Below are 21,827 nucleotides of genomic sequence, written 5' to 3'. Positions count from 1 at the left end.
AATGGTTGAGTGACTAGCTATATTTGTCACCCCTGGGATGAAAAGATCCAGCGAGACATTCATTGGCAAGGAGGTATAGCTGATGCAATAGATGCGTTGGAGGCGCGCGGTGCGCCCTTCGCCATCTGGGACCAGTTGAGTTCACCGGAGGGGCCTTGTCAGCGATATTTGGGCTATGCGCTCTATATTTGTCTTTGGGATTGGCGCAGTCCGCTTGCCCGAAAGTACTTGACTTGGGCTTTTGAAACTTCGTCCAGGGCTCTTCGTGATGAACGCTTTGCCATTCCCCCCGAAAATCGATCGAGGGGATGGATGAATGTCCCGACTTTTCCTGGAAATCGTGGGGAGGTAAGAGCGGTTAACGCCTTCGCGTCGGCAGTGCTGGAGGGTGCGTCCATTGATGAAGCCGACCTCAAGAAGAGCGCGTTGGAAATATCTCAATCGGCTTTGCTCTCAAAAGGGCGAGCGTGGAATGATGACGTAATCCAGGCGCGATATCTGTATGCCGTTCGCTTATTGATGATTTGCGGTGAATGGGATGCGGCGCGCGAAATGCTGTTCGTGAAACGCAAATTCGGAGCGCTTCCTAAGCACTTTGAATTGTTGTCAGTTCTTTTGAGGCTTGGGCGCCGTGAAGGTTTAGATGGCAAGGTAAAGAGCGATTTTGACCACGTTGAGGAATATCTTGAAGAGCTCATAATTCCCAGCAATGGAAAAACATTCAATGTCGATGCTGCGTGGCCTGAACATTGCTATCGGGTGGAGGTGGCGTTGATTCGGCAACGGATTTGCTCCAGCGAGGACGCCTTTCAAACTTGGCCCATGGTGTTCGAAGCAATCACTAAAACTGGTGCGTAACTTGAGCGTGGCTGGCCTCCAGGAATACTTGGTGAGTCAACAGGCATAGCGGAATTCGATAGCGCCTGGTGCGCGAGCAGATCGGCCAGCTGACCGGCACGGGCTACCTGTCGGGCTACGCGGACGACGAGTCCCAGTACCGCGCGCTGCTGACCCGCGGCGCGACCTTCGCCAAGGAGCACCAGCTGGTGCCAGGTGTTGCGCTGACGGCGGAGCAGATGTCGCAGCTCACCAGCGACCTGGTGTGGCTGGTGGAGCAGACGGTGACGCTGGCGGACGGCACGACGCAGCGCGTGCTGGTGCCGCAGGTGTACCTGGTACCGCGCGAGGGCGACCTGCTGCCCAGCGGCTCGCTCATCGCGGGCGGCCGCGTGGAGATGGCGCTGAGCGGCGATTTCACCAATGGCGGTGACGTGCGTGGCGGCGTGGTAGACATCACCGCGCAGAACATCGCCAACACGGGCGACATGCGCGGCACGACGCTGGCGCTGACGGCGCGGGACGACCTGCGCAACATCGGTGGTTCATTGAGCGCCACGGGCGACATGAGCCTGACGGCGGGTCGCGACATCGTGATGGAGACGACCACGGCCAGCGGCGGGACCAAGCGCGGCAACGTGACGACGACGGCGACGGTGCTGGATCAGGTGGCTTCGCTGAGCGCGGGCGGCGTCATGGTGGTGAAGGCCGATCGCGACATCACGATGCAGGCGGTGCAGATCACGCAGGGCGGGGCCGACGGCGCAGGCGCGGACGGCGGCGTGCTGATCCAGGCCGGGCGCGATCTGTCGCTGACGACGGTGCAGACCTCGAGTTCGCGCGACGAGATCAAGAACGCCAACAACTACAAGAAGGAGAGTCAGCACCAGGACGTGGGCACGGCGCTGCAGGCCGAGGGCGCGATCGTGCTCAAGGCGGGGCAGGACCTGACGGCCACGGCGGCGCAGATCGCGAGCGCGCAGGGCGAGGTGACGCTGGGCGCGGGTCGCGACGTGCAGCTGCTCGCGGGCGAGGCGAACTCGGTCGTCGAGGAGATGACGCAGAAGACGAAGAAGAGTCTGTTCAAGAAGAAGACGGTCACGACCTACAACAAGACCGACGAGACGACGGCGATCGGCACGACGGTGTCGGGCGACACGGTGAACATCGTGGCGGGCCGCGACATCACGCTGGCCGCGGCGCAGGCGGTGTCGGACAACGGCACGAAGCTGATCGCGGATCGCGACATCACCATCGACGGGGTGACGAACTCCGTGGACACCGAGCAGTTCAAGAAGACGGTGAAGTCGGGGCTCTTCAGCGGCGGCGGGATCGGCGTGACGATCGGCAAGCAGGAGCTGTCGCAGGCGACGAAGTCCACGCAGGAGACCAACCAGGGCTCGATGGTGGGCAGCGTCAACGGCGACGTGGACATCCTCGCGGGCGGCAAGTACAAGCAGATCGGTTCGGAGGTGCAGGCGCCGGGCGGCAACGTGACGATCCAGGCCAAGTCGATCGAGATCGAGGAGGCGCGCAACAAGTCCGCCCAGGACAGCGAGACGAAGTTCAAGCAGGCCGGTGTGACGCTGGCGCTGAGCGCGCCGGGGATCAGCACCGCGATGGATGCGACGAAGGCGGCCGAGCACGTCACGCAGACGCAGGATGACCGCATGAAGGCGCTCGCGGCGGCGACGGCGATCTCCAAGGCGATGCAGGCGGTCGATGAGATCAAGAAGCTCGGCGAGGCGATGAACGAGGCCAACCAGAACGCCGGCATCCGACTCAGCCTGACGGTGGGCAGCTCGCAGAGCAAGAGCACGCAGCACAACGAGTCCGACCAGGCCGTGAGCAGCGCGATCTCTGCGGGCAAGAACCTCAGCCTGATCGCGAGCGGCGGCGGCGCCGATTCCAACGTGACGGTGCGCGGCAGTGCGCTGACAGGCCAGGACGTGTTGATCAAGGCGGACAACGCGATCAACCTGATGGCCGCAGGCAACAGCAGCGAGCAGCACAGCAAGGACAGTAGCACCAGTGCGTCGGTGGGCATCGGCGTCACGCTGGGCAAGCAGAACAGCCTGGGCTTCACGGCTTCGGCCAGTGTGTCCAAGGGCAATTCCGACGGCACGGACAATTACTTCACGACGACGCAGGTCACGGGCGGCAGCTCGGTGAAGCTGGAGTCCGGTGGCGACGCAACGCTGCAGGGCGCGGTGGTCAGCGGACCGAAGGTGAGCGTCGATGTTGGCGGCAATCTGAAGATCGAAAGCCTGCAGGACACGGCCAAGTTCGACAGCAAGAGCATGAGCGCCGGCGGCAGCGTGACCATCGGGTACGGCTCGAGCGCCAGCGGCAACTTCAGCCAGTCCAAGGTCACCGCGGACTTCGCGGCGGTTGGCGAGCAGGCGGGCATCCGCGCGGGCGATGGCGGCTTCCAGGTGAACGTGAAGGGCAACACCGACCTGAAGGGTGGGGCGATCACGAGCAGCCAGGCGGCGATCGATGCGGGCAACAACAGCCTGAGCACCGGCACGCTGACGACGAGCGATATCGAGAACCGCAGCCAGTTCAAGGCGAGCGCCGTGATGGTGAGTGCGGGGACGGGCGGCGGCATGGCTGGCGCGTTCAAGGACAGCGACGACGACCGTAGCACGACGCGCAGCACGATCAGCGCGGGGAGCACGACGATCACCAGCGGGGATGCGGCGAGCCAGGCCGCGCTCGACAAGCTGGATCGCGGGGCGACCAACGATGCGACGGCGGGCAAGCTGGCTCAGGGTTGGGACGGGCAGCAACTGGCGCAGCAGGCGAAGGTGAATGCGCAGATCGTCGCGGAGTTTGGGGCGCAGGCGGCGAAGGAGGTGGCCGACTTTGCTGCCACGAAGACAAAGGCACACGACGACGCGGAGCTTTATCTCGCCTTGAAGGGGTCCGAAGACATCTTGAATGCAGAGCAAAGCCAGCGGCTCGCGCAGATGGAGAAGAGCGGATACACCGTCGACGTCGCTCGAACGACGCTCAATGACCCGCAGGTGAATGCGGACTACGACGCGTGGAAAGAGGGTGGGGCGGCAAGGGCGGCCTTGCATGCGGTGGTCGGGGGGCTGACAGGTGACCTGTCGGGCGCGCTCGGGGCAGCAGCCAGTTCCATGGCCGCGCCGGCGATCAATGATCTACAGAGCGCGATCAAGAACAAATTGGTGACCGTCGGCGTCAGCGATGCCGACGGCAGCGGTGCCGCTGGATTCGCCGACGGCCTTGCGAAACTGGCTACTGGACTTGTTGTCGGGGCCGTCGGATCTGCGGTGGGTGTTGACGGCGGGGTGGCTGCGATCAATCAGGACTACAACAACCGGCAGCTCCACCAGTCCGAACGCGATTGGATAAAAGGACAAGTGTCGGCTTATCAAAAATACATCAGGGAAAAGACCGGCGAATCTGTTTCGCCCGAAGATGCGTATCAGCGACTGCTCTCGGCCGGATATGCAATGGTCGACAATGCCGCTTTGCAGGGTGGAATAAGCGATCCCTACGCGAAACAATTCATTGCCGAACGGGCCGATCGGACTGATTTTGTTTCGACCGCCGCAGAGCGCTCAAACTACAAGTTGCTCGGAAATGCCGATGGCTCCTTCACTCCGGAGCAGCAGGCTCGATTTGGAATGGGCAAGCCTGCAGAACAAGCGTCAGTTAAGGTAACCGAAGCGTTGAGTATGGCGGGGCCTTGCGGTACCAACTGTGCCGCGAAATTTACGGCTTTTGATGACGCGATCCGAGGATTGCAACAGGCGCGCGTGCTGTACCAGGACGATCCGTCGAGTGTTCAGATGATCGATCTCCAAGTTCTTCAACTTCTAACTTCCATAACAAAAGAAGAAGTGGTTCGCGGTGCTGCTACAAAGTTGGGTAAAGATGGCTCGGCTCTCGTTGATCTGATTGTCAACGCGCCAGGCGCTCTTACAAAGGCAGCCGTCGGCGAAACGCTCGAACGTGTTGGTCTTATCCAAGCTATCAAGGATGCGAGGTTGACATTCTCGACAAGCGATCTTCGACGCTCGGGAAATGTTGCTGCGGCAAACATTGATATTCCGGGTGTCCAGTCTCGCATGGTTGCAAGTAGTCGAATCAGCGAAACCATTGGGCAGGTTGTGGGGCGGGCGGATGATTCTCTCCCGTATTCCTCCGTTCCCAACGTGCAGGGCGGCATGCTTTCCAGAAATACAGATTCGGAATATAAGATTCTTGATAATGTTGCGGCTATACTGGGGGCTAATTATTCGGCAAAAGGAACGATCACCATCGTCACCGAACGCGTTGCGTGCAGTAGTTGCTCAAACGCTGCAGAGAAATTTATGGAACGTTACCCGAACATAACGGTTAAGATCTTTGACAATAGTGATATTGCATTCAAGCCATCTAAAATAGCTCCGACGACACCGTCGAATGGCTCGTCGCTTATCTCTAACCCGCTTACGGGCATGTCTGGAGCCGGGGGGGCTGTTTATACTCCTGTCCCTGCTCCAGCCCCAGAGTCCGCTCCGAAGCAAAAGAAGTAAGGAAATTCTCATGTCCTTGATTGCAGGCGAATTCTTACTCCACATTTCAGTTTGGGATCTCGTTACGGAGATCGATGATCAGCTAGTCCCGAAAGATCAACTGGCCCAGTTGCTAGCAGACGCAAAAATTTCTGTTGACTTCGTTGATTTGTGTAATCGCTACATCGACGAAACCCCTATCGGGGCAGGGGACGTGCTGTTGTTTCGATCTGGATTATATGAAAGTGAAATGATCGCACTAGATCTCTTCCGGGATCCTGAAGACCAGCAAGATATGGTCTATTTGGCCTATTCGTGCGATCCGTTGCGGCAAAAGCTGGTTGCGGAGAGCCTGTTGAGTTTTTTTGAAAGCTGCAAAATGCAAGTGTCGTTCTCAATGGGGAATCATTTGGTATTTGCTCGTCAGATGATTTCACTTGAGGTAAATCCGCGCCCGCGAGGTGAACATGGGTATAAACAGAAGATCATTGATTCCTCTCTGGGTCTTGAGTGACTGTTTATATGCCCAACTCCTGGAGTGAAAGGATTCAACAGGACGTTTCTCGACAAGGAGGAATGTCTGATGCCGCGGATGCGCTGGAGGCGCGTGGCGGACCCTTCGCGATCTGGAATCGGTTGAGCTCGCCAGAGGGGCCATGTCATCGATATTTGGGCTATGCCCTCTATATTTGTCTCTGGGACTGGCGCAGTCCGCTTGCCCAAAAATACTTGACTTGGGCTTTCGAAACTTCGTCCAGGGCACTGGGTGATGAACGTTTTGTCGTCACCTCCGAAAATCGATCGCGCGGATGGATGAATGCCCCAACTTTTCCTGGAAATCGTGGGGAGGTAAGGGCAGTTAAGGTTTTTGCCTCGGCAATTCTGGCTGAAGCAGCCATTGATGAAGCTGAACTCAAGAAAAGCGCATTGGAAATAGCAGAGTCGGCTTTGCTTTCAAAAGGGCAAGAGTGGAATGATGAAGTCGTCCAAGCGCTCTATTTGTATGCCGTTCGCTTGTTGATGATTTGCGGCGACTGGGGTGCGGCGCGCAAAATGCTATCCGTGAAACGTAAATTCGGAGTGCTTCCCAAGCACTTTGAATTGTTGTCAATTCTTTTGAGGCTTGGGCTCGGTGAAGGCTCGGATGGTGAGTTAAAGAGCGGTTTTGATTACTTTGAGGAATACTTTGGAGAGATCAAAAATCCCAGTAATGGAAAGACGTTCAATGATGATGCCGCTTGGCCTGAACATTGTTATCGGGCGGAATTGGCGCTGATCTGGCAACGGATTCGCTCCGGTGCGGACGTCTTTCAAACTTGGCCAATTGTGTTCGAAATGATTACTAAAACTGGTGCATGAGTTGATCGCCGCGGACCTTCCGGAATATTCAGCGAAGTCAATAGGGGGTAGCTGAATCGATAGCGCCGGGTGCGCGAGCAGATCGGCCAGCTGACCGGCACGGGCTACCTGTCGGGCTATGCGGACGACGAGTCCCAGTACCGCGCGCTGCTGACCAACGGCGCGACCTTCGCCAAGGAGCACCAGCTGGTGCCAGGTGTTGCGCTGAAGGCGGAGCAGATGTCGCAGCTCACCAGCGACCTGGTGTGGCTGGTGGAGCAGACGGTGACGCTGGCCGACGGCACGACGCAGCGCGTGCTGGTGCCGCAGGTCTACCTGCTGCCGCGCGACGGCGACCTGCAGGGCACGGGCGCGCTGATCGCGGGCGACCGGGTGAACCTGGCGCTGAGCGGGACGCTGGACAACAGCGGCGATCTGCGCGCGACGGGCGGGCTGAGCGCGACCGCGCAGAACATCGTCAACAGCGGCAGCATGCGCGGCGCCAGCGTGGCGCTGAGCGCGAAGGAGGACCTGCGCAACATTGGCGGCGAGCTGACGGCGACGGACACGCTGAGCCTGTCGGCGGGGCGCGACCTGGTGGTCGCGAGCACGACGGCGAGCGGCACGACGGACACCAGCCAGCGCACGGTGCTGAGCCGCGTCGCGAGCCTGAACGCCGGCGGCGTGATGGTGCTGCAGGCGGGGCAGGATGTGGTGCTGGACGCGGCGCAGCTGCGCCAGACCGGCGGCGCCGACGGCGGCATCCTGGTGGATGCCGGACGGGATCTGAAGCTGGGGACGGTGAAGACGGCGAGCAGCGATCGGGCGACGTTCGATGCGAAGAACTTCCTGAGTTCAAGCCAGAGCCAGGACGTCGGCACGACCATCCAGGCGCAGGGCGCCGTCATCCTGAAGGCGGGCCAGGACCTGAGCGCGACGGCGGCGCAGGTCACCAGCACGCAAGGCGCGGTGACCCTCAGCGCCGGCCGCGACGTGTCGCTGCTGGCGGGTGAGTCGACGGCCTCCGTGGAGGAGATGGCGCACCGCACGAAGAAGAGCCTGCTGAAGAAGACGACGACCACGACGTACAGCAAGGTCGACGAGACCGGCGCGATCGGTACCTCGCTGAATGGCGACACGGTGACCGTGCTGGCGAAGCAGGACATCCTGCTGCAGGGCGCTCAGGTCAAGTCGGAGGGACTGACGACGCTGGACGCCGGTCGCGACCTGCTGCTGCAGAGCGCGGAACAGACGCGCGACTCGACGAGCTTCAGCCAGACCCTCAAGCAGGCCAGCGGCCTGGGTAGCACGCTGGGCAAGGCGATGGTGCTGTCGGGTGGGCCGATGGAAACGCTGATGGGAACGGCGCTGCTGACCCGCCAGAGCGGCGCGCAGAATCAGACGCAGCACGTCACCGAGTCGGCGGGCAGCTCGATCAGCGCGGGCAGCCTGGTGGCCAACGCCGGGCGCGACATCGCGCTGCAGGGTGCCACGGTGGTGGCGGACTCGGACGTGCTGATGCATGCCGCGCGCAACCTCACGATCGTCACGGCGGAGAACACGCAGGAAGGCAGCAGCAGCTCGAGCAGCAAGAAGAGCGGCTTCATCGGCAGCGCGTGGCAGCCGGCGGTGGGCACGGTCAAGCAGAGCAGCACCGGCGAGCAGTCGAGCACGACGCAGACGGGCTCGCAGGTCGCGAGCCTGGGCGGCAACGTGACGCTGACCGCGGGCGAGCGCTACACGCAGACGGGCTCGCAGGTGCTGGCGCAGAAGGCGGCGGACGGCACAGGCGGGGATATCGACATCCTGGCCAGGAAGGTGGTGATCGAGGCGGCGCAGAACAGCGCGGACAGCACGCAGACGAGCACGTTCAGCAAGGCGGCGCTGGGCGGCACGGTGAGCGTGCCCATCGTGAGCGCGGTGCAGAGCGCCGTCGGCGCGGCGGAAGCGAGCGGCAAGACGAGCGACCCGCGCATGCAGGCGCTGGCGGGCATGAGCGCGGCGCTGGCGGCCAAGGATGCGGTGGATGCGGCGCAGACGCTGACCAAGGGCACCGGCGTCAAGGTCGGCGTGAGCCTGGGGACGTCCAAGAGCGAGAGCAGCAGCGTCGAGCAGAGCACCACGGCCGTGGGCAGCCAGATCGTGGGGCAGGGCGATGTGAGCATCCGCGCCACCGGCGACGGCAAGGACAGCACGCTGCAGGTGGTTGGCTCCGACATCAAGGCGGACGGGAAGACGACGCTGAAGGCCGATGGCGCCGTCGATCTGCTGGCGGCGCAGTCCAGCAGCACGCTGAACAGCAAGAACAGCAGCAGCGGCGCGAGCATCGGTGTCTCGTACGCGTTCGGCGGCACGCAGAACGGGTTCACGCTGGAGGCCGCGGCCAACCAGGCCAAGGGCAAGGCGGAAGGCACCTCGGTGAGCCAGACCTTGACGCATGTCTCGGGCGACCAGGTGCGCATCGAGTCGGGCGGGGACACGACGCTCAAGGGCGCGGTGGTCACGGGCGGCAAGGTCAGCGCCGACATCGGCGGCAACCTCAACATCGAGAGCGTGCAGGACACGGCGGCGTACGCGGCCAGGCAGCAGAGCGCGGGCGTGGGCGTGAGCCTGTGCATCCCGCCGTTCTGCTACGGCGCGAGCTCGGTGAGCGGCAGCTACAGCAACGCCAAGGCCAATGGCAACTTCGCGTCGGTGACGGAGCAGAGCGGCATCGCCGCGGGCGACGGCGGGTTCCAGCTGACGGTGAAGGGCAACACCGACCTGAAGGGCGGGTTGATCGCGAGCACGCAGCAGGCGGTCGACGACAAGAAGAACAGCCTGGTGACGGGCTCGCTGACGCACAGCGACCTGGACAACGCGGACAGCTACAAGGCCAGCGGGATCAGCGTCAGCGCGAGCGTGAGCAGCAAGGTGGGGGATCAGCCGTCGAAGAAGACGGACGAAGAGAAGAAGGGCGACGGCAAGTCCAGCACCAAGCCGGGCTTCGCCCCGGGCATCGGCAGCGTGAGCGGTGGTGCGAGCAGCACGACGGGCAGCGGCATCAGCGGCGCGGAGATCACCATCACCGATGCGGCCAAGCAGAAGGAACTGACGGGGCAGGACGCCGCAACGACGGTGGCAGGCTTGAACCGTGACGTCACCAGCGAGAAGGACAACAGCGGCGCGCTGAAGAAGAGCTGGGACGGACAGGCGCTGATGAGCGAAGTGCAGACGCAGATGCAGATCACGCAGCAGGCGCTGCCGCGGATCGCGAACGAGATCGGCACGGTGATGCAGGCGAAGTATGAGGAACTGAAAACGAGCGATCCAGTCGAGGCAGCGAAGTACGCCGAAGGCGGAGCGTACCGCGTCGCCGCGCATGCGGCACTGGGCGCGCTCGGTGGCGGCATCGCAGGAGGTGTTGGTGCAGGGGCGTCGGCCTACTTCACGCCTGACATTGCAAAGGCGGCGAAGGGGATGGGCCTACCGGCGGCCGTCAGCGATCTTGTGACTGCGGCTGCGGCCACTGCGGTGGGGGCGGCTGTCGGCGGAGGGACTGGTGCCGCGACGGCGGGGAATCAGGTGGTGAACAACTATCTGAGCCACCAGCAATGGGATGAACTGGCGAAGGACAAAGCGGCTTGCAAGGGCGATGCGAAGTGCGAAAAGGAAGTGTTTGCGAAGTACGCGCAGCTGAGCAAAGTGCAGGATGCCGAGCTGGCAATGTGCGACATCCTGAAGACCTGCAGCGATCTGCAGACCAAGGTTGCAGAGGGCCGTGAACGACAGATGGCACTCATCCGGAGCGGCCAACTGACTGACAACTTCGCCGGGGCTGCTGATCTTCAATCTGTTGGGGAAAAACTGGCGGGCAACGCCAAGTATCGACAGGACGTTGCGCAGGCGGTCACGGCGAAGTACATGTGTGACACCAATCCAGGGCGATGCGACGCAGAAGCGGCCAAGCGAGTAGGGTTGTTGCTCGGCGGTGTCGCTGTTGGCGCTTATGCGACTGAATTCCTCCTCAGCGCGCCGGCAATTGCTGCGGGCGCGCGGATGTCGGTCCAGGCTTGCATTGCCAACCCTGTGTTGTGTCTGAACCGAGCGGGGATCATTGCTGCTGATGTTGCAGCTGGAGATGCCCTAGGCGGTGCCTCTCTTGCGGGTGGAACGTTGGCTGCCGGGAAGGTGGTGAGCAAGTTAACGGCTGATGAGCTGAAAGCGGCTGCGCGGAATGCGTCTGAGGTGGCCCAGGAAGTTGCTGAGGCCGCGCGATCGGCTGCGGGAAAAATCGAAGGCAAGGTAGCAACAGCCTCCGAGATGGGTGGTCAAGGAACTGCAAAAGCGAAATATTTGGACGGCGTCGATCAATTACCCTATAGCCCCGGACAACCAACACTGGCACAGCAAAAGACCTACTCTTGTGGCGCTGCGAGCTGCAGGATGGCCGCCGACCTAGGGGACATTCCGGAGGCTTATATCCGGGATGCATTGGGGACGACTGAAAACGGGACGCGTTTCTCAAATATTCCGGAAGGGCTGAAGAGCCTGGGCTTTAGTGGCACTGCGAGATACGCCGAGAATGCGGATGTCAAAATGATTGTAGACGCATCACAAAAAGGCGCGAAGGCTGTTGTTAGTGTTTGGGAAGGCGGCGCGAATTCACATGCAGTCGTCGTTGACGGTATTTTCGACGGACGAGCTTTCATCCGAGATCCTCATCCTGTTGGTTCGGGATCCAGTTACTCAATTTCCATTGAAGAACTCGCCAAGTCGCTTACCGGCCGAGTTGTTTTCATTCAACCAAAACCGTGACTTTCATGAAGAATATTCCGTGTGATATTTTTTTGGTTGGCCCTTTGCGGGGAGACTCGGTTCTCCTTAGGCAGCTTCGAATCTTTCAATCAGGCTTCTCTCCCGATCCTAATAAGGAATACTCTGGATATTTGGGGTTGAATATTGGTCGGTTGAAAGGTGTGGCGATCGTTACGCACTTCCGCAGCAATGGCGTGACAGCTTTTAATATTCCTGTAAAGTATCGAGATTTGCCTCGGGTTCCACTGAGTCAAATACTCGATCAGTCACAATCTGAGCAGCTTGTAGAAGATCGAAGGACGTTATCGCAGAATCCTATGTTTTATATCTTACGTTCTGAAAAGCCAGGATCGCTCGACGAGGGCGGTGGGTTGATCACAATGGATGCGTTGGACGGACATCGATGGTCCGGCGAGGAACTGGATGAGTATATGTATGATTTCAATAACTTGATTTAATGAAATTGATAAGGTGTGCCGAAATTTGCTTGCCCTTGTGGTTGTGTCATGAACCTCTCGGTGGGATCGCCGCCATATGAATTGTTGCTTCTTTCGGAGGCTAGGGTCGAGGAAATTGCAGGGCGTATCGAGCAGCAGCCGGCGATTACTCCGGATGAGTTCTACACATTGGTTGATTCACAGAAAATTGATGTGTATCGCTGCCCGCAGTGTGACCGCGTTCACATTGATCAGGGTGAAGGAAAATTTGCTTCATATAAACGCGAAGTGAGCGAGTAGGGATAGTTTGGATGTAAATAATATAATGCACCGATTAAGCGGGTGACCACGACGCAGCAAGGTCGACGAGACCGGTGCGATCGGCACCACGCTGAACGGCGACACGGTGACCGTGCTGGCGAAGCAGGACATCCTGCTGCAGGGCGTGCAGGTCAAGTCGGACGGACTGACGACGCTGGACGCCGGTCGCGACCTGTTCTAGCCAGACCCACCTGACCCGCCAGAGCGGCGCGCAGAATCAGACGCAGCACGTCACCGAGTCGGTGGGCAGCTCGATCAGCGCGGGCAGCCTGGTGGCCAACGCCGGGCGCGACATCGCGCTGCAGGGTGCCACGGTGGTGGCGGACTCGGACGTGCTGATGCACGCGGCGCGCAACCTCACGATCGGCACGGCGGAGAACACGCAGGAAGGCAGCAGCAGCTCGAGCAGCAAGAAGAGCGGCTTCATCGGCAGCGCGTGGCAGCCGGCGGTGGGCACGGTCAAGCAGAGCAGCACCGGCGAGCAGTCGAGCACGACGCAGACGGGCTCGCAGGTCGCGAGCCTGGGCGGCAACGTGACGCTGACCGCGGGCGAGCGCTACACGCAGACGGGCTCGCAGGTGCTGGCGCAGAAGGCGGCCGACGGCACAGGCGGGGATATCGACATCCTGGCCAGGAAGGTGGTGATCGAGGCGGCGCAGGACAGCGCGGACAGCACGCAGACGAGCACGTTCAGCAAGGCGGCGCTGGGCGGCACGGTGAGCGTGCCCATCGTGAGCGCGGTGCAGAGCGCCGTCGGCGCGGCGGAAGCGAGCGGCAAGACGAGCGACCCGCGCATGCAGGCGCTGGCGGGCATGAGCGCGGCGCTGGCGGCCAAGGATGCGGTGGATGCGGCGCAGACGCTGACCAAGGGCACCGGCGTCAAGGTCGGCGTGAGCCTGGGGACGTCCAAGAGCGAGAGCAGCAGCGTCGAGCAGAGCACCACGGCCGTGGGCAGCCAGATCGTGGGGCAGGGCGATGTGAGCATCCGCGCCACCGGCGACGGCAAGGACAGCACGCTGCAGGTGGTTGGCTCCGACATCAAGGCGGACGGGAAGACGACGCTGAAGGCCGATGGCGCCGTCGATCTGCTGGCGGCGCAGTCCAGCAGCACGCTGAACAGCAAGAACAGCAGCAGCGGCGCGAGCATCGGTGTCTCGTACGCGTTCGGCGGCACGCAGAACGGGTTCACGCTGGAGGCCGCGGCCAACCAGGCCAAGGGCAAGGCGGAAGGCACCTCGGTGAGCCAGACCTTGACGCATGTCTCGGGCGACCAGGTGCGCATCGAGTCGGGCGGGGACACGACGCTCAAGGGCGCGGTGGTCACGGGCGGCAAGGTCAGCGCCGACATCGGCGGCAACCTCAACATCGAGAGCGTGCAGGACACGGCGGCGTACGCGGCCAGGCAGCAGAGCGCGGGCGTGGGCGTGAGCCTGTGCATCCCGCCGTTCTGCTACGGCGCGAGCTCGGTGAGCGGCAGCTACAGCAACGCCAAGGCCAATGGCAACTTCGCGTCGGTGACGGAGCAGAGCGGCATCGCCGCGGGCGACGGCGGGTTCCAGCTGACGGTGAAGGGCAACACCGACCTGAAGGGCGGGTTGATCGCGAGCACGCAGCAGGCGGTCGACGACAAGAAGAACAGCCTGGTGACGGGCTCGCTGACGCACAGCGACCTGGACAACGCGGACAGCTACAAGGCCAGCGGGATCAGCGTCAGCGCGAGCGTGAGCAGCAAGGTGGGGGATCAGCCGTCGAAGAAGACGGACGAAGAGAAGAAGGGCGACGGCAAGTCCAGCACCAAGCCGGGCTTCGCCCCGGGCATCGGCAGCGTGAGCGGTGGTGCGAGCAGCACGACGGGCAGCGGCATCAGCGGCGCGGAGATCACCATCACCGATGCGGCCAAGCAGAAGGAACTGACGGGGCAGGACGCCGCAACGACGGTGGCAGGCTTGAACCGTGACGTCACCAGCGAGAAGGACAACAGCGGCGCGCTGAAGAAGAGCTGGGACGGACAGGCGCTGATGAGCGAAGTGCAGACGCAGATGCAGATCACGCAGCAGGCGCTGCCGCGGATCGCGAATGAGATCGGCACGCAGATGGACCGCAAGTTCAAGGAGCTTGAGAAGAGCGATCCGGTGGAGGCGGCCAAGTACGCGGAGGGCGGGGTGTACCGCGTGGCGGCGCATGCGGCGCTGGGCGCGCTCGGCGGTGGCGTGGCCGGGGGTGTCGGCGCGGGTGTCTCGGCGTCGGCCGTGAAGGCGATCGACGACGCGGTCAAGGGACTCGGGTTATCCGAGGAAGCGCAGCAGTTGGTCATTGCCGCGACAGGAACTGCGGTCGGCGCGGTCGTTGGCGGCGGGAACGGCGCGGCGATGGCGGGGAATCAGGTGGTGAACAACTATCTGAACCACAAGCGTCCCAGCCTGATGCGATTGTCAGAAAAGGAGCAGTACGAGGCGGCGGCCGCTGATTGCGCGAAAGGCGATCAATCGGCATGCAGTCGGCAGGCAGATCTTGGGCTGTTGTCCCGCCAGCGAGATATCGCCTTGCAGCAGGTCTGTGGCTCGTCCGCCAGTCCGATGCAATGTGCCTTCCTCAAGCAAGACGCGGCAGACAAGGGGAACAATGTCTTCAACGATGGCGGCTTCGTGTACGCCATGAGTCCGGAAGCTGGCTTGATTCGAATGTTGAATCCCCAGTTTGCAAAGGAGACTTCCAGCCCGAGCAAAGCGGCTCACGAATGGCAAGCAAACATCGGATCGCTGCCCGTATCAGTCGTCACAGGGCCGGTCGGTTGGTTCGCGCGCGGTGTCGCCATGGCGGACGGCGCAGTTCAGATCGGGGGAGGCGTCAGGCAAATTGAAAACGGTGATACGGCTGGCGGCGTTTGGTCCATTTTTAGCGGAACTCTGAGTGGTGGCGGCGCCGTCGGTACTGAACTCGCTCTGCTGTCGAAAGGCGGTGGTATTAAAAGTCCTTCCGTGATTGGTGAGTCGCGCGGGGGGAGCGTTTATTGATCTGCCAGAAAACTATCACGGCACCAATACGCCAAGTATGGCGCCGTCTTTGGCTGTTTTTGATCGGCGGGGCGATTCCATTCCGACATTTGACGCGGCGCCCAGGTATTCCTATAGCGTGGGGCCGGGAATCAAGGACACAGGGGCTGCACTGGAAACGTCAGCGCGATTATTTGTCCGCGATAGCGTTGGCAACTCCTTGATTGTTACCTTTGATACCAAGATTCCGGGCAACCAAGGTTTTGATCTCGCATATGTCAAAATGGTTGATGGAAATCCAGTTTTGGTAATTGGCGAGGCCAAGTCTTCGAATTCTGCGCTCACCGCATTTGGCGAGAATAGTATTAAAACCCTCAATAGGAATATCGATAAGCTGTCGTTTGAAATTGATAAGATTGCCGACGCCAGCATGAGGCAGGCGCTTCGAGAGCAGCTGGAGCGGAAGACCTACGAAGTAGAGTTGTACGTTGGGCCAGACGTTGCAGCAGGGGCCGCAAGTCGATTTTCAGATACATTGGTGTCCCGGGTTGGGGTTAAGCCGACTAGAATTGTGACCTTCAAAAAAGCTGGTGGAGGATGAATCCCATGTATTCAGAGACTTGGACACGGTTGATTGATGAATCACTCGCTGGTCCTAAGGGAATCTATGAACTGATTGCCCGAAAGAGGGTTCAGGGAGTGGTCGAAGAGTGGGAACGTCAATCTATGCCTGCGCACGCTTGCAGTGGCTACTTCGGCTTCGGCGTTTGGGTCGGTGTCAGCGCCTGGGAAAGCGGTGAGGCAAAGCTACTTCTCGGGTGGGCTCGCGAAATTGCTTTACGTGCATTGGCCGATCCGCGATTTGAGATCGTGTCAGATAACACAATTAAGGGATGGCGTCATTCATCCATATTTCCCGGAAATCACGCGACAGTGCGTGTAATCTTGGAATTTTCAGACGCGATGCTCAATGATAGAAAAGTCGACAACGGCATCTTGAAAAATTGTGCTGAGGAACTGGCTGCTTTTCACCTGTTGAACAAAGGCAAGGATTGGATAAATCCGCAGGTGCAAGGGGGCTACTTACGTTCGATTCAATGGATGCTTATCGCCGGAGACGCGCAGAGGGCGCAAGAATTGCTTAAAGTGAAGCGAAATTTCAAGCTGGTGAATCGGCTTCGGGAATGGCTTGGCGCAGTTGTGGAAAGTGTTCAGCCGGAAAATTTGAACGCAATCGATGGGCAGCGCCGGCTTGATCAATTTGATCAGTACTTCGATGTCATTCGGGCTCCGGATTATCGAGCACCATCCTTCCGCGAGGCGATGGGCGAAGATACCGGGCAGATGCTGGAAATCATGCGGTTTGAATTGGCGCTGATACGGTCAAAATTCTTCCAAAAAAATATTAGTGATAACGACTGGAAGAACATTCTGGCTCAGGTTGCTCGATGAAGTGGAGGGGTTTTGGGAAATCCTAGAAATGTTGATTCCCACGCGATCCTGACCCACCGTTTCCATCCAATCTTGACCCACCCTTGTTCGAGCCTTTGAGGCTCAGGCTGTGGGTAACTTCTTGGTCTTGGACTCCTTCGGAGTGGGTTGCGCAGAGCTGTTCTTGAACCGGTAGCTCTCGTTGCCGGTTTCAAGGATATGGCAGTGGTGCGTAAGCCGGTCCAGCAAGGCCGTGGTCATCTTGGCGTCGCCGAAGACGCTGGCCCATTCGCTGAAGCTCAGGTTCGTTGTGATGACGACGCTGGTGCGCTCGTAGAGCTTGCTCAGCAGGTGGAAGAGCAGCGCACCACCCGATGAGCTAAACGGCAGGTAGCCAAGCTCGTCGAGGATCACCAGGTCCATGTGGGCGAGCCGGTGCGCCATCTGGCCGGTCTTGTTGTTCAGCTTCTCCTGCTCCAGCAGGTTCACGAGTTCCACCGTGGAGAAGAAGCGCACCCGTCGCCGGTGATGCTCTAGGGCCTGCACGCCGATGGCGGTGGCCAGGTGGGTCTTGCCCGTGCCCGGCCCGCCGACCAGCACGACGTTCTCTGCCCGGTCCATGAACTCGCCGCGGTGTAGCTGCTTCACCAGCGCCTCGTTCATCTCGCTGTGTGCAAACTCGAAGCCAGCCAGGTCACGGTAAACCGGGAACTTGGCTTGCTTGAGCTGGTACGCGACGGCACGCACCTCACGCTCGGCGGACTCGGCCTTGAGCAGCTGCGCCAGGAAGGGCTGCGCGGCTTCAAACGCCGGCGCGCCTTGCTCGGCCAAGTCACCCACGGCCTGCGCCATGCCAAACATCTTGAGCTCGCGCAGCGCGGTCATAAGCCCGTTGGTTGCTGAGTCACGCATTGCGGACCTTCCTTTCTTCGCGCAAGGCGTCATAACGATTCACGTTGGCCTGCGGCTCGTTGGTCAGGCGCAGCGCGTGCGGAGCATTCACCGGTGGCGGCTCGGTCTTCCCGTCCACCAACCGGTGCAGCACGTTGAGCACGTACATCTTGGTCGGCACGCCGACCTCCAGGGCCAGCTCGACGGCTGCCAGCACCGCCTGCTCCTCGTGGTGCAGGACCAGCGCCAGGACGTCGACCATCTCTCGGTCACCGCCCGGCTTCTTAAGCAGCTCGGCCTGCAGCCGCTTGAAGGCCTGCGGCAGCTCGACAAACGGCGCGCCGTTGCGCAGCGCGCCGGGCTTGCGCTGCAGCACCGCCAGGTAGTGACGCCAGTCGAAGATCGTCTTGCCGAGCGTGTCGTGTCGACGGTCGATGAACCGCTGGTGCTCGCAGATGATGTTGCCCTCGGCCGCGACGACGAGCCGGTCGGCGTAGACGCGCAGGCTCACCGGCCGGTTGGCGTACGACGCCGGCACGCTGTATCTCGTGCGCTCGAAGGTGACCAGGCAGGTCGGAGAGACGCGCTTGGTGTGCTCGATGAAGCCGTCGAAGGGGCGCGGCAGCTGCATCAGCAGCGGTCGCTCCTCCTGCCAGGCGTCGTGCACGGTACCGGGTAGCTTGCCGTGCGAGATCTCGGTCCACAGCGCCTTGCAGCGCTCCTCCAGCCAGACGTTGAGGGCGTCCAGCGAGGGGAAGGCCGGCACGGGCTGCCAGAGCCGGTGTCTGGCGTCGCGCACGTTCTTCTCGATTTGGCCCTTCTCCCAACCCGAGGCTGGGTTGCAGAACTCGACCTCGAAGAGGTAGTGGCTGACCATCGCGGCGAAGCGCGCATTGACGTCGCGCGCCTTGCCGCTCAGGACCTTGTCCACGGCGGTCTTCATGTTGTCGTAGATGCCTCGCTTGGGCACGCCGCCGAACACGCGGAAGGCGTGGTTGTGGGAACAGCATCTCGTGGGTCTGCAGCAGGTAGGCCCGCACGTAGAAGGCTCGGCTGTGGCTGAGCTTGAAGTGCGCCACCTGCAGCTTGGTGCGCTCGCCGGCGAGCACGGCCCAGTCCTCGCTCCAGTCGAACTGGAAGGCCTCGCCGGGCTCGAAGACCAGCGGCACGAAGGTGCCGCGGCCGGTGGTCTTCTGGGCTTCCTGGCGTTTGAGCGCCCAGTCCCGCGCGAAGGCGGCCACGCGGTTGTAGGAGCCGTCGTAGCCGAGCTCCATGAGCTCGGCGTGCATCTGCTTCAAGGTGCGCCGCTGCTTGCGGTTCTTGCCGGACTCGGTCTTGAGCCACTGGGCCAGCTTCTCCGCGAACGGATCAAGCCGGCTGCGGCTCTCGCGCTTCGCGTACGACGGCTCCTTGTCGTCGCTGCGCAGGTACTTGCGGATGGTGTTGCGAGACAGGCCGGTGCGCCGGGCTATCTCTCGGATGGACAACTGCTCACGCAGGGCCCATCGCCTGATGACACTTAGTGTCGCCACGTCAATCACTCCAATGCTCCTGCCGCAAGTTGCGGCAGGCTAGGGTTCATACGTGGGTCAGGTTTGAACGGAAATCAGTGCGGTCGGTGGGTCAGGATTCGGCAGCAATCAACAATATAAACCTACTGGTCAGCGTGACGCCGAAGGATCTCAAATCTATATTGGAAGCAACGGAAATTATTACACTCTTAAGGAAGATGGCTCTGCTAGAGTGATATCTCCGAATGAACCGAATAATATTGGAGCAACGGGCGCTGTTGGTGAGGCGGAACTGGCGAAGCTTGGCGGTCAGTCACAGAAGACCTTTGACACGTCTATGGGCCGACGCGTGGTTGACCAAGTGGATCCTTTCAACGTTGGTCATGAATCCAAGGTGGGATATACTACGTTGTCCGAAGATGTAAAGCTTCAGATCAAAAAGGACGTGGAACTTATTGCGGCGAAGGACCTCAAGGGTGTCGTTTAGCATTTTTATGAGAGTCCTGTTACCGGGCGGGCTGGAGCGAGCCAAGATCTGCTCGATGAGTTGAAGAAGGCGGGTATTGGTTACGTCGTGCACAAGCCATGAAATTTACTCAAAACTATTATGCGCACTCCTCGATTTTTGCCAAATCGAGTAAGGAAGATCTGTGGGCTTTCTATAGGGCATTCATCGAAAATGTTCCGTACAGCCTGGATGAATTGTTTGGCTTGATATGGAAGACTGAAGGCTTCTCAAAGTGGCCCGCAAGTTTTCATGAAAATTCGTTGCCGGCGCTCGGGGAGTGGATGAAGAGCGCTTTGCAAATTTTGAGTCCTGAAGGAATGCTGCTGCCTTCTCCGAAATCTCCGGAGTGGCAAGGGCTTAAGACGTCTGCGTGGGATTTTTCAGATCGTTCCAGGGAGATGATTGTCGCGGTCGGAATGTATTACGGGGAGATCATGGTTCGAAATAACCCAGGCGTGACCTGGGTACATTTGCTTGAAAACAAGAAATCCGCAGATTTTGGGCAGCCCGTAATTGGCGGAGAGGTGAGGCGGATAATAAATCCCGTTCGTGTTGCAACTTCCTTCTCTTTCGGGATTGTGGATGGAAGTGAATCTAGTGATGGTTTATTGTTGGCGTATCGGTTCTGGAGAGATAACCTCCTAAAGAGCTGAAATGTTCGTCGGATAACGGGAAGATATTTTTCCTGGCGTCGCACCCGGAAGCGCTAGCCAGTTTTTGCGAGTCGATCCTCCAACTTGCGGGTCGTGCAGCAGCGATGCCAGGTGTTTCCCGTTTCGGTATCGAGAATCTTCGCGATTGGCCTCGCCTCTGCGGCGTGAAAGCATTGCTGAACACCCAGCGGCCGTTAAGGACAGAGGCGTGGGGTGCACAGTTCGTGGCCATGGAGGAACACATGAAGCAGGAGAGATTCGAAGAGATCCGCGACAACTGTGAAGGGATGGAGTTGGACGCGGTATGGGCTCATCTGGAGGAGGAGGGCGGCTCCTACGAGGAGCGCAAGCGGCTGTTCTTCCATGTCCTCAAGCGGCTTGTGGAGGAAGGGGACGTGAAGCTGGTCGTGTTGTTCACCGACACGCCAATGCCCGGCGACGTGGATCAACAGGTGATGTCCATCATCAAGGCGCTTCCTGAATCGGAGGACGCACTGCAGCGTGGACTCTGGTTCCTTGGCACGGAATGCCCCGGCGGCTCGGCTTGGACGCCGCGACGTGGTGATCGAGGGTGAGGGGAGCTATTCCGTCGGCGACAGACGCAGCCCCCTCGCCCCGCATAGACTCCCCCGATGCTCACCGTCCACCACCTCAACAACTCCCGCTCGCAGCGGGTCCTGTGGCTGCTTGAAGAACTTGGGCTCCCGTACGAGATCAAGCACTACCAGCGCGACCCGAAGACGATGCTCGCGCCGCCCGAACTGCGCGCCGTCCACCCGCTCGGCAAGTCGCCGGTGATCAGCGACGACGGGCTGGTGATCGCCGAATCCGGCGCGATCCTGGAGTACCTCGTGGACCGCTACGGCGAGGGCCGCTTCAAGCCCGCCGTCGGCACGCCCGACGCGCTGCGCTACCGCTACTGGATGCATTACGCCGAGGGCTCGGCCATGCCGCCGCTGCTGCTCAAGCTGGTCTTCGACCGCATCGAGCGCGCGCCGGTGCCGTTCTTCGTGAAGCCGATCGCCAAGGGCATCGCCGCGAAGGCCAAGGCGACCTTCGTGCAGCCGCAGATCGACAACCACATGAACTACCTGGAAGGCGAACTCGGCAAGAGCCCGTGGTTCGCCGGGGCCGAGTTCAGCGCGGCGGACGTGCAGATGAGCTTCCCGCTCGAAGCCGCCGTGCAGCGCGGCGGCGCCGCGGCCCGTCAGCCGCGCATCACCGAGTTCCTGCAGCGCATCCACGCGCGGCCCGCTTACCAGCGGGCGCTGGAGCGCGGTGGTCCCTACGCGCTTGTGCCGTCGAAGTAAGCGGTTCGGCGCACGAGGTCCGTGCGCCTGCACTCAACCCTGCTTCGCCAAGAACGCCGCCACCAACGCATTCGCATGCCCGTGGCCCATCGCGTGGTCCGTCTTCAGCAGCGCGACCAGCTCCATGTGCTTCATCGGCCCCGCCGCCTTCAGCACGCCCATCCAGTGAGCGATGGGCTGGCCGTACTTCTTCTCGATGGACGGGAAGTACGACGCGGGTCCTTTGACTTTCTCTTCGGTGCTCATGAATCGCTCCTGGTCGGATGGT

The 21,827-nt window shown here is 60.8% G+C and carries 15 protein-coding genes and 1 pseudogene; 13 read left to right on the top strand and 3 right to left on the bottom strand.

The window, feature by feature from the left end; genetic code table 11:
* Nucleotides 1-9: 9 nt before the first annotated feature.
* From PV762_RS25950 to PV762_RS25905, 10 genes are all read left to right on the top strand, one after another.
* Nucleotides 10-858: a hypothetical protein gene (locus tag PV762_RS25950; RefSeq protein ID WP_421037890.1), complete on the top strand. Its 849-nt coding sequence runs from the start codon at nt 10-12 to the stop codon at nt 856-858.
* 68 nt (nt 859-926) lie between these two features.
* On the top strand, nt 927-5,390 hold the full coding sequence (locus tag PV762_RS25945; protein WP_421037889.1) for a hemagglutinin repeat-containing protein: 4,464 nt from the start codon (nt 927-929) through the stop codon (nt 5,388-5,390).
* A gap of 10 nt (nt 5,391-5,400) precedes the next feature.
* Nucleotides 5,401-5,883 carry a hypothetical protein gene (locus PV762_RS25940; RefSeq protein WP_421037888.1) on the top strand — a complete coding sequence of 161 codons (483 nt, stop codon included), beginning with the start codon at nt 5,401-5,403 and terminating at the stop codon, nt 5,881-5,883.
* Nucleotides 5,884-5,945: 62 nt separating this feature from the next.
* Complete coding sequence (locus PV762_RS25935; RefSeq protein WP_421037887.1) at nt 5,946-6,728, top strand: hypothetical protein; 783 nt, start codon at nt 5,946-5,948, stop codon at nt 6,726-6,728.
* A 69-nt stretch (nt 6,729-6,797) separates the two neighbouring features.
* Nucleotides 6,798-11,504 carry a hemagglutinin repeat-containing protein gene (locus PV762_RS25930; RefSeq protein ID WP_421037886.1) on the top strand — a complete coding sequence of 1,569 codons (4,707 nt, stop codon included), beginning with the start codon at nt 6,798-6,800 and terminating at the stop codon, nt 11,502-11,504.
* Nucleotides 11,505-11,509: 5 nt separating this feature from the next.
* On the top strand, nt 11,510-11,962 hold the full coding sequence (locus PV762_RS25925; protein ID WP_421037885.1) for a hypothetical protein: 453 nt from the start codon (nt 11,510-11,512) through the stop codon (nt 11,960-11,962).
* 48 nt (nt 11,963-12,010) lie between these two features.
* Entirely contained in the window at nt 12,011-12,241 is a 231-nt protein-coding gene (locus tag PV762_RS25920) for a hypothetical protein (protein ID WP_421037884.1), read from the top strand.
* Between the two features lie 212 nt (nt 12,242-12,453).
* Nucleotides 12,454-15,276 (top strand): hemagglutinin repeat-containing protein, encoded by a 2,823-nt coding sequence (locus PV762_RS25915; protein ID WP_421037985.1) that lies wholly within the window; start codon nt 12,454-12,456, stop codon nt 15,274-15,276.
* Nucleotides 15,245-15,856 (top strand): hypothetical protein, encoded by a 612-nt coding sequence (locus PV762_RS25910; protein WP_421037883.1) that lies wholly within the window; start codon nt 15,245-15,247, stop codon nt 15,854-15,856. Before PV762_RS25915 ends, PV762_RS25910 begins: the two co-directional genes overlap by 32 nt.
* Before the next feature lie 5 nt (nt 15,857-15,861).
* Complete coding sequence (locus tag PV762_RS25905) at nt 15,862-16,707, top strand: hypothetical protein (RefSeq protein WP_421037882.1); 846 nt, start codon at nt 15,862-15,864, stop codon at nt 16,705-16,707.
* A gap of 102 nt (nt 16,708-16,809) precedes the next feature.
* Here PV762_RS25905 and istB read toward each other — a convergent pair whose 3' ends face one another.
* Nucleotides 16,810-17,598: an IS21-like element helper ATPase IstB gene (gene istB, locus PV762_RS25900; protein WP_421037881.1), complete on the bottom strand. Its 789-nt coding sequence runs from the start codon at nt 17,596-17,598 to the stop codon at nt 16,810-16,812.
* Nucleotides 17,591-19,118, bottom strand: a pseudogene (gene istA / locus PV762_RS25895) (IS21 family transposase). The gene istB and the pseudogene istA overlap by 8 nt, the downstream one beginning before the upstream one ends.
* A gap of 555 nt (nt 19,119-19,673) precedes the next feature.
* On the opposite strand from istA, the gene PV762_RS25890 reads away from it, so the two are divergent.
* The 3 genes from PV762_RS25890 to PV762_RS25880 all read left to right on the top strand — a co-directional run bounded on the left by PV762_RS25890 (nt 19,674) and on the right by PV762_RS25880 (nt 21,559).
* Complete coding sequence (locus PV762_RS25890; RefSeq protein WP_421037880.1) at nt 19,674-20,249, top strand: hypothetical protein; 576 nt, start codon at nt 19,674-19,676, stop codon at nt 20,247-20,249.
* Between the two features lie 104 nt (nt 20,250-20,353).
* Nucleotides 20,354-20,824, top strand: coding sequence for a hypothetical protein (locus PV762_RS25885; protein ID WP_421037879.1), 471 nt, complete (start codon nt 20,354-20,356; stop codon nt 20,822-20,824).
* Between the two features lie 57 nt (nt 20,825-20,881).
* On the top strand, nt 20,882-21,559 hold the full coding sequence (locus tag PV762_RS25880; protein ID WP_421037878.1) for a glutathione S-transferase family protein: 678 nt from the start codon (nt 20,882-20,884) through the stop codon (nt 21,557-21,559).
* Nucleotides 21,560-21,592: 33 nt separating this feature from the next.
* Here the strand turns inward: PV762_RS25880 and PV762_RS25875 are convergent, their stop codons facing one another.
* Complete coding sequence (locus PV762_RS25875; RefSeq protein WP_421037877.1) at nt 21,593-21,805, bottom strand: DUF4287 domain-containing protein; 213 nt, start codon at nt 21,803-21,805, stop codon at nt 21,593-21,595.
* Nucleotides 21,806-21,827 lie beyond the last annotated feature (22 nt).

This window comes from Mitsuaria sp. CC2 (genome assembly GCF_048957715.1).
GTDB lineage: Bacteria > Pseudomonadota > Gammaproteobacteria > Burkholderiales > Burkholderiaceae_C > Roseateles.
The sequence above is the reverse complement of the archived record's forward strand: the minus strand, read 5'-3'. Positions and strand labels throughout refer to the sequence as shown.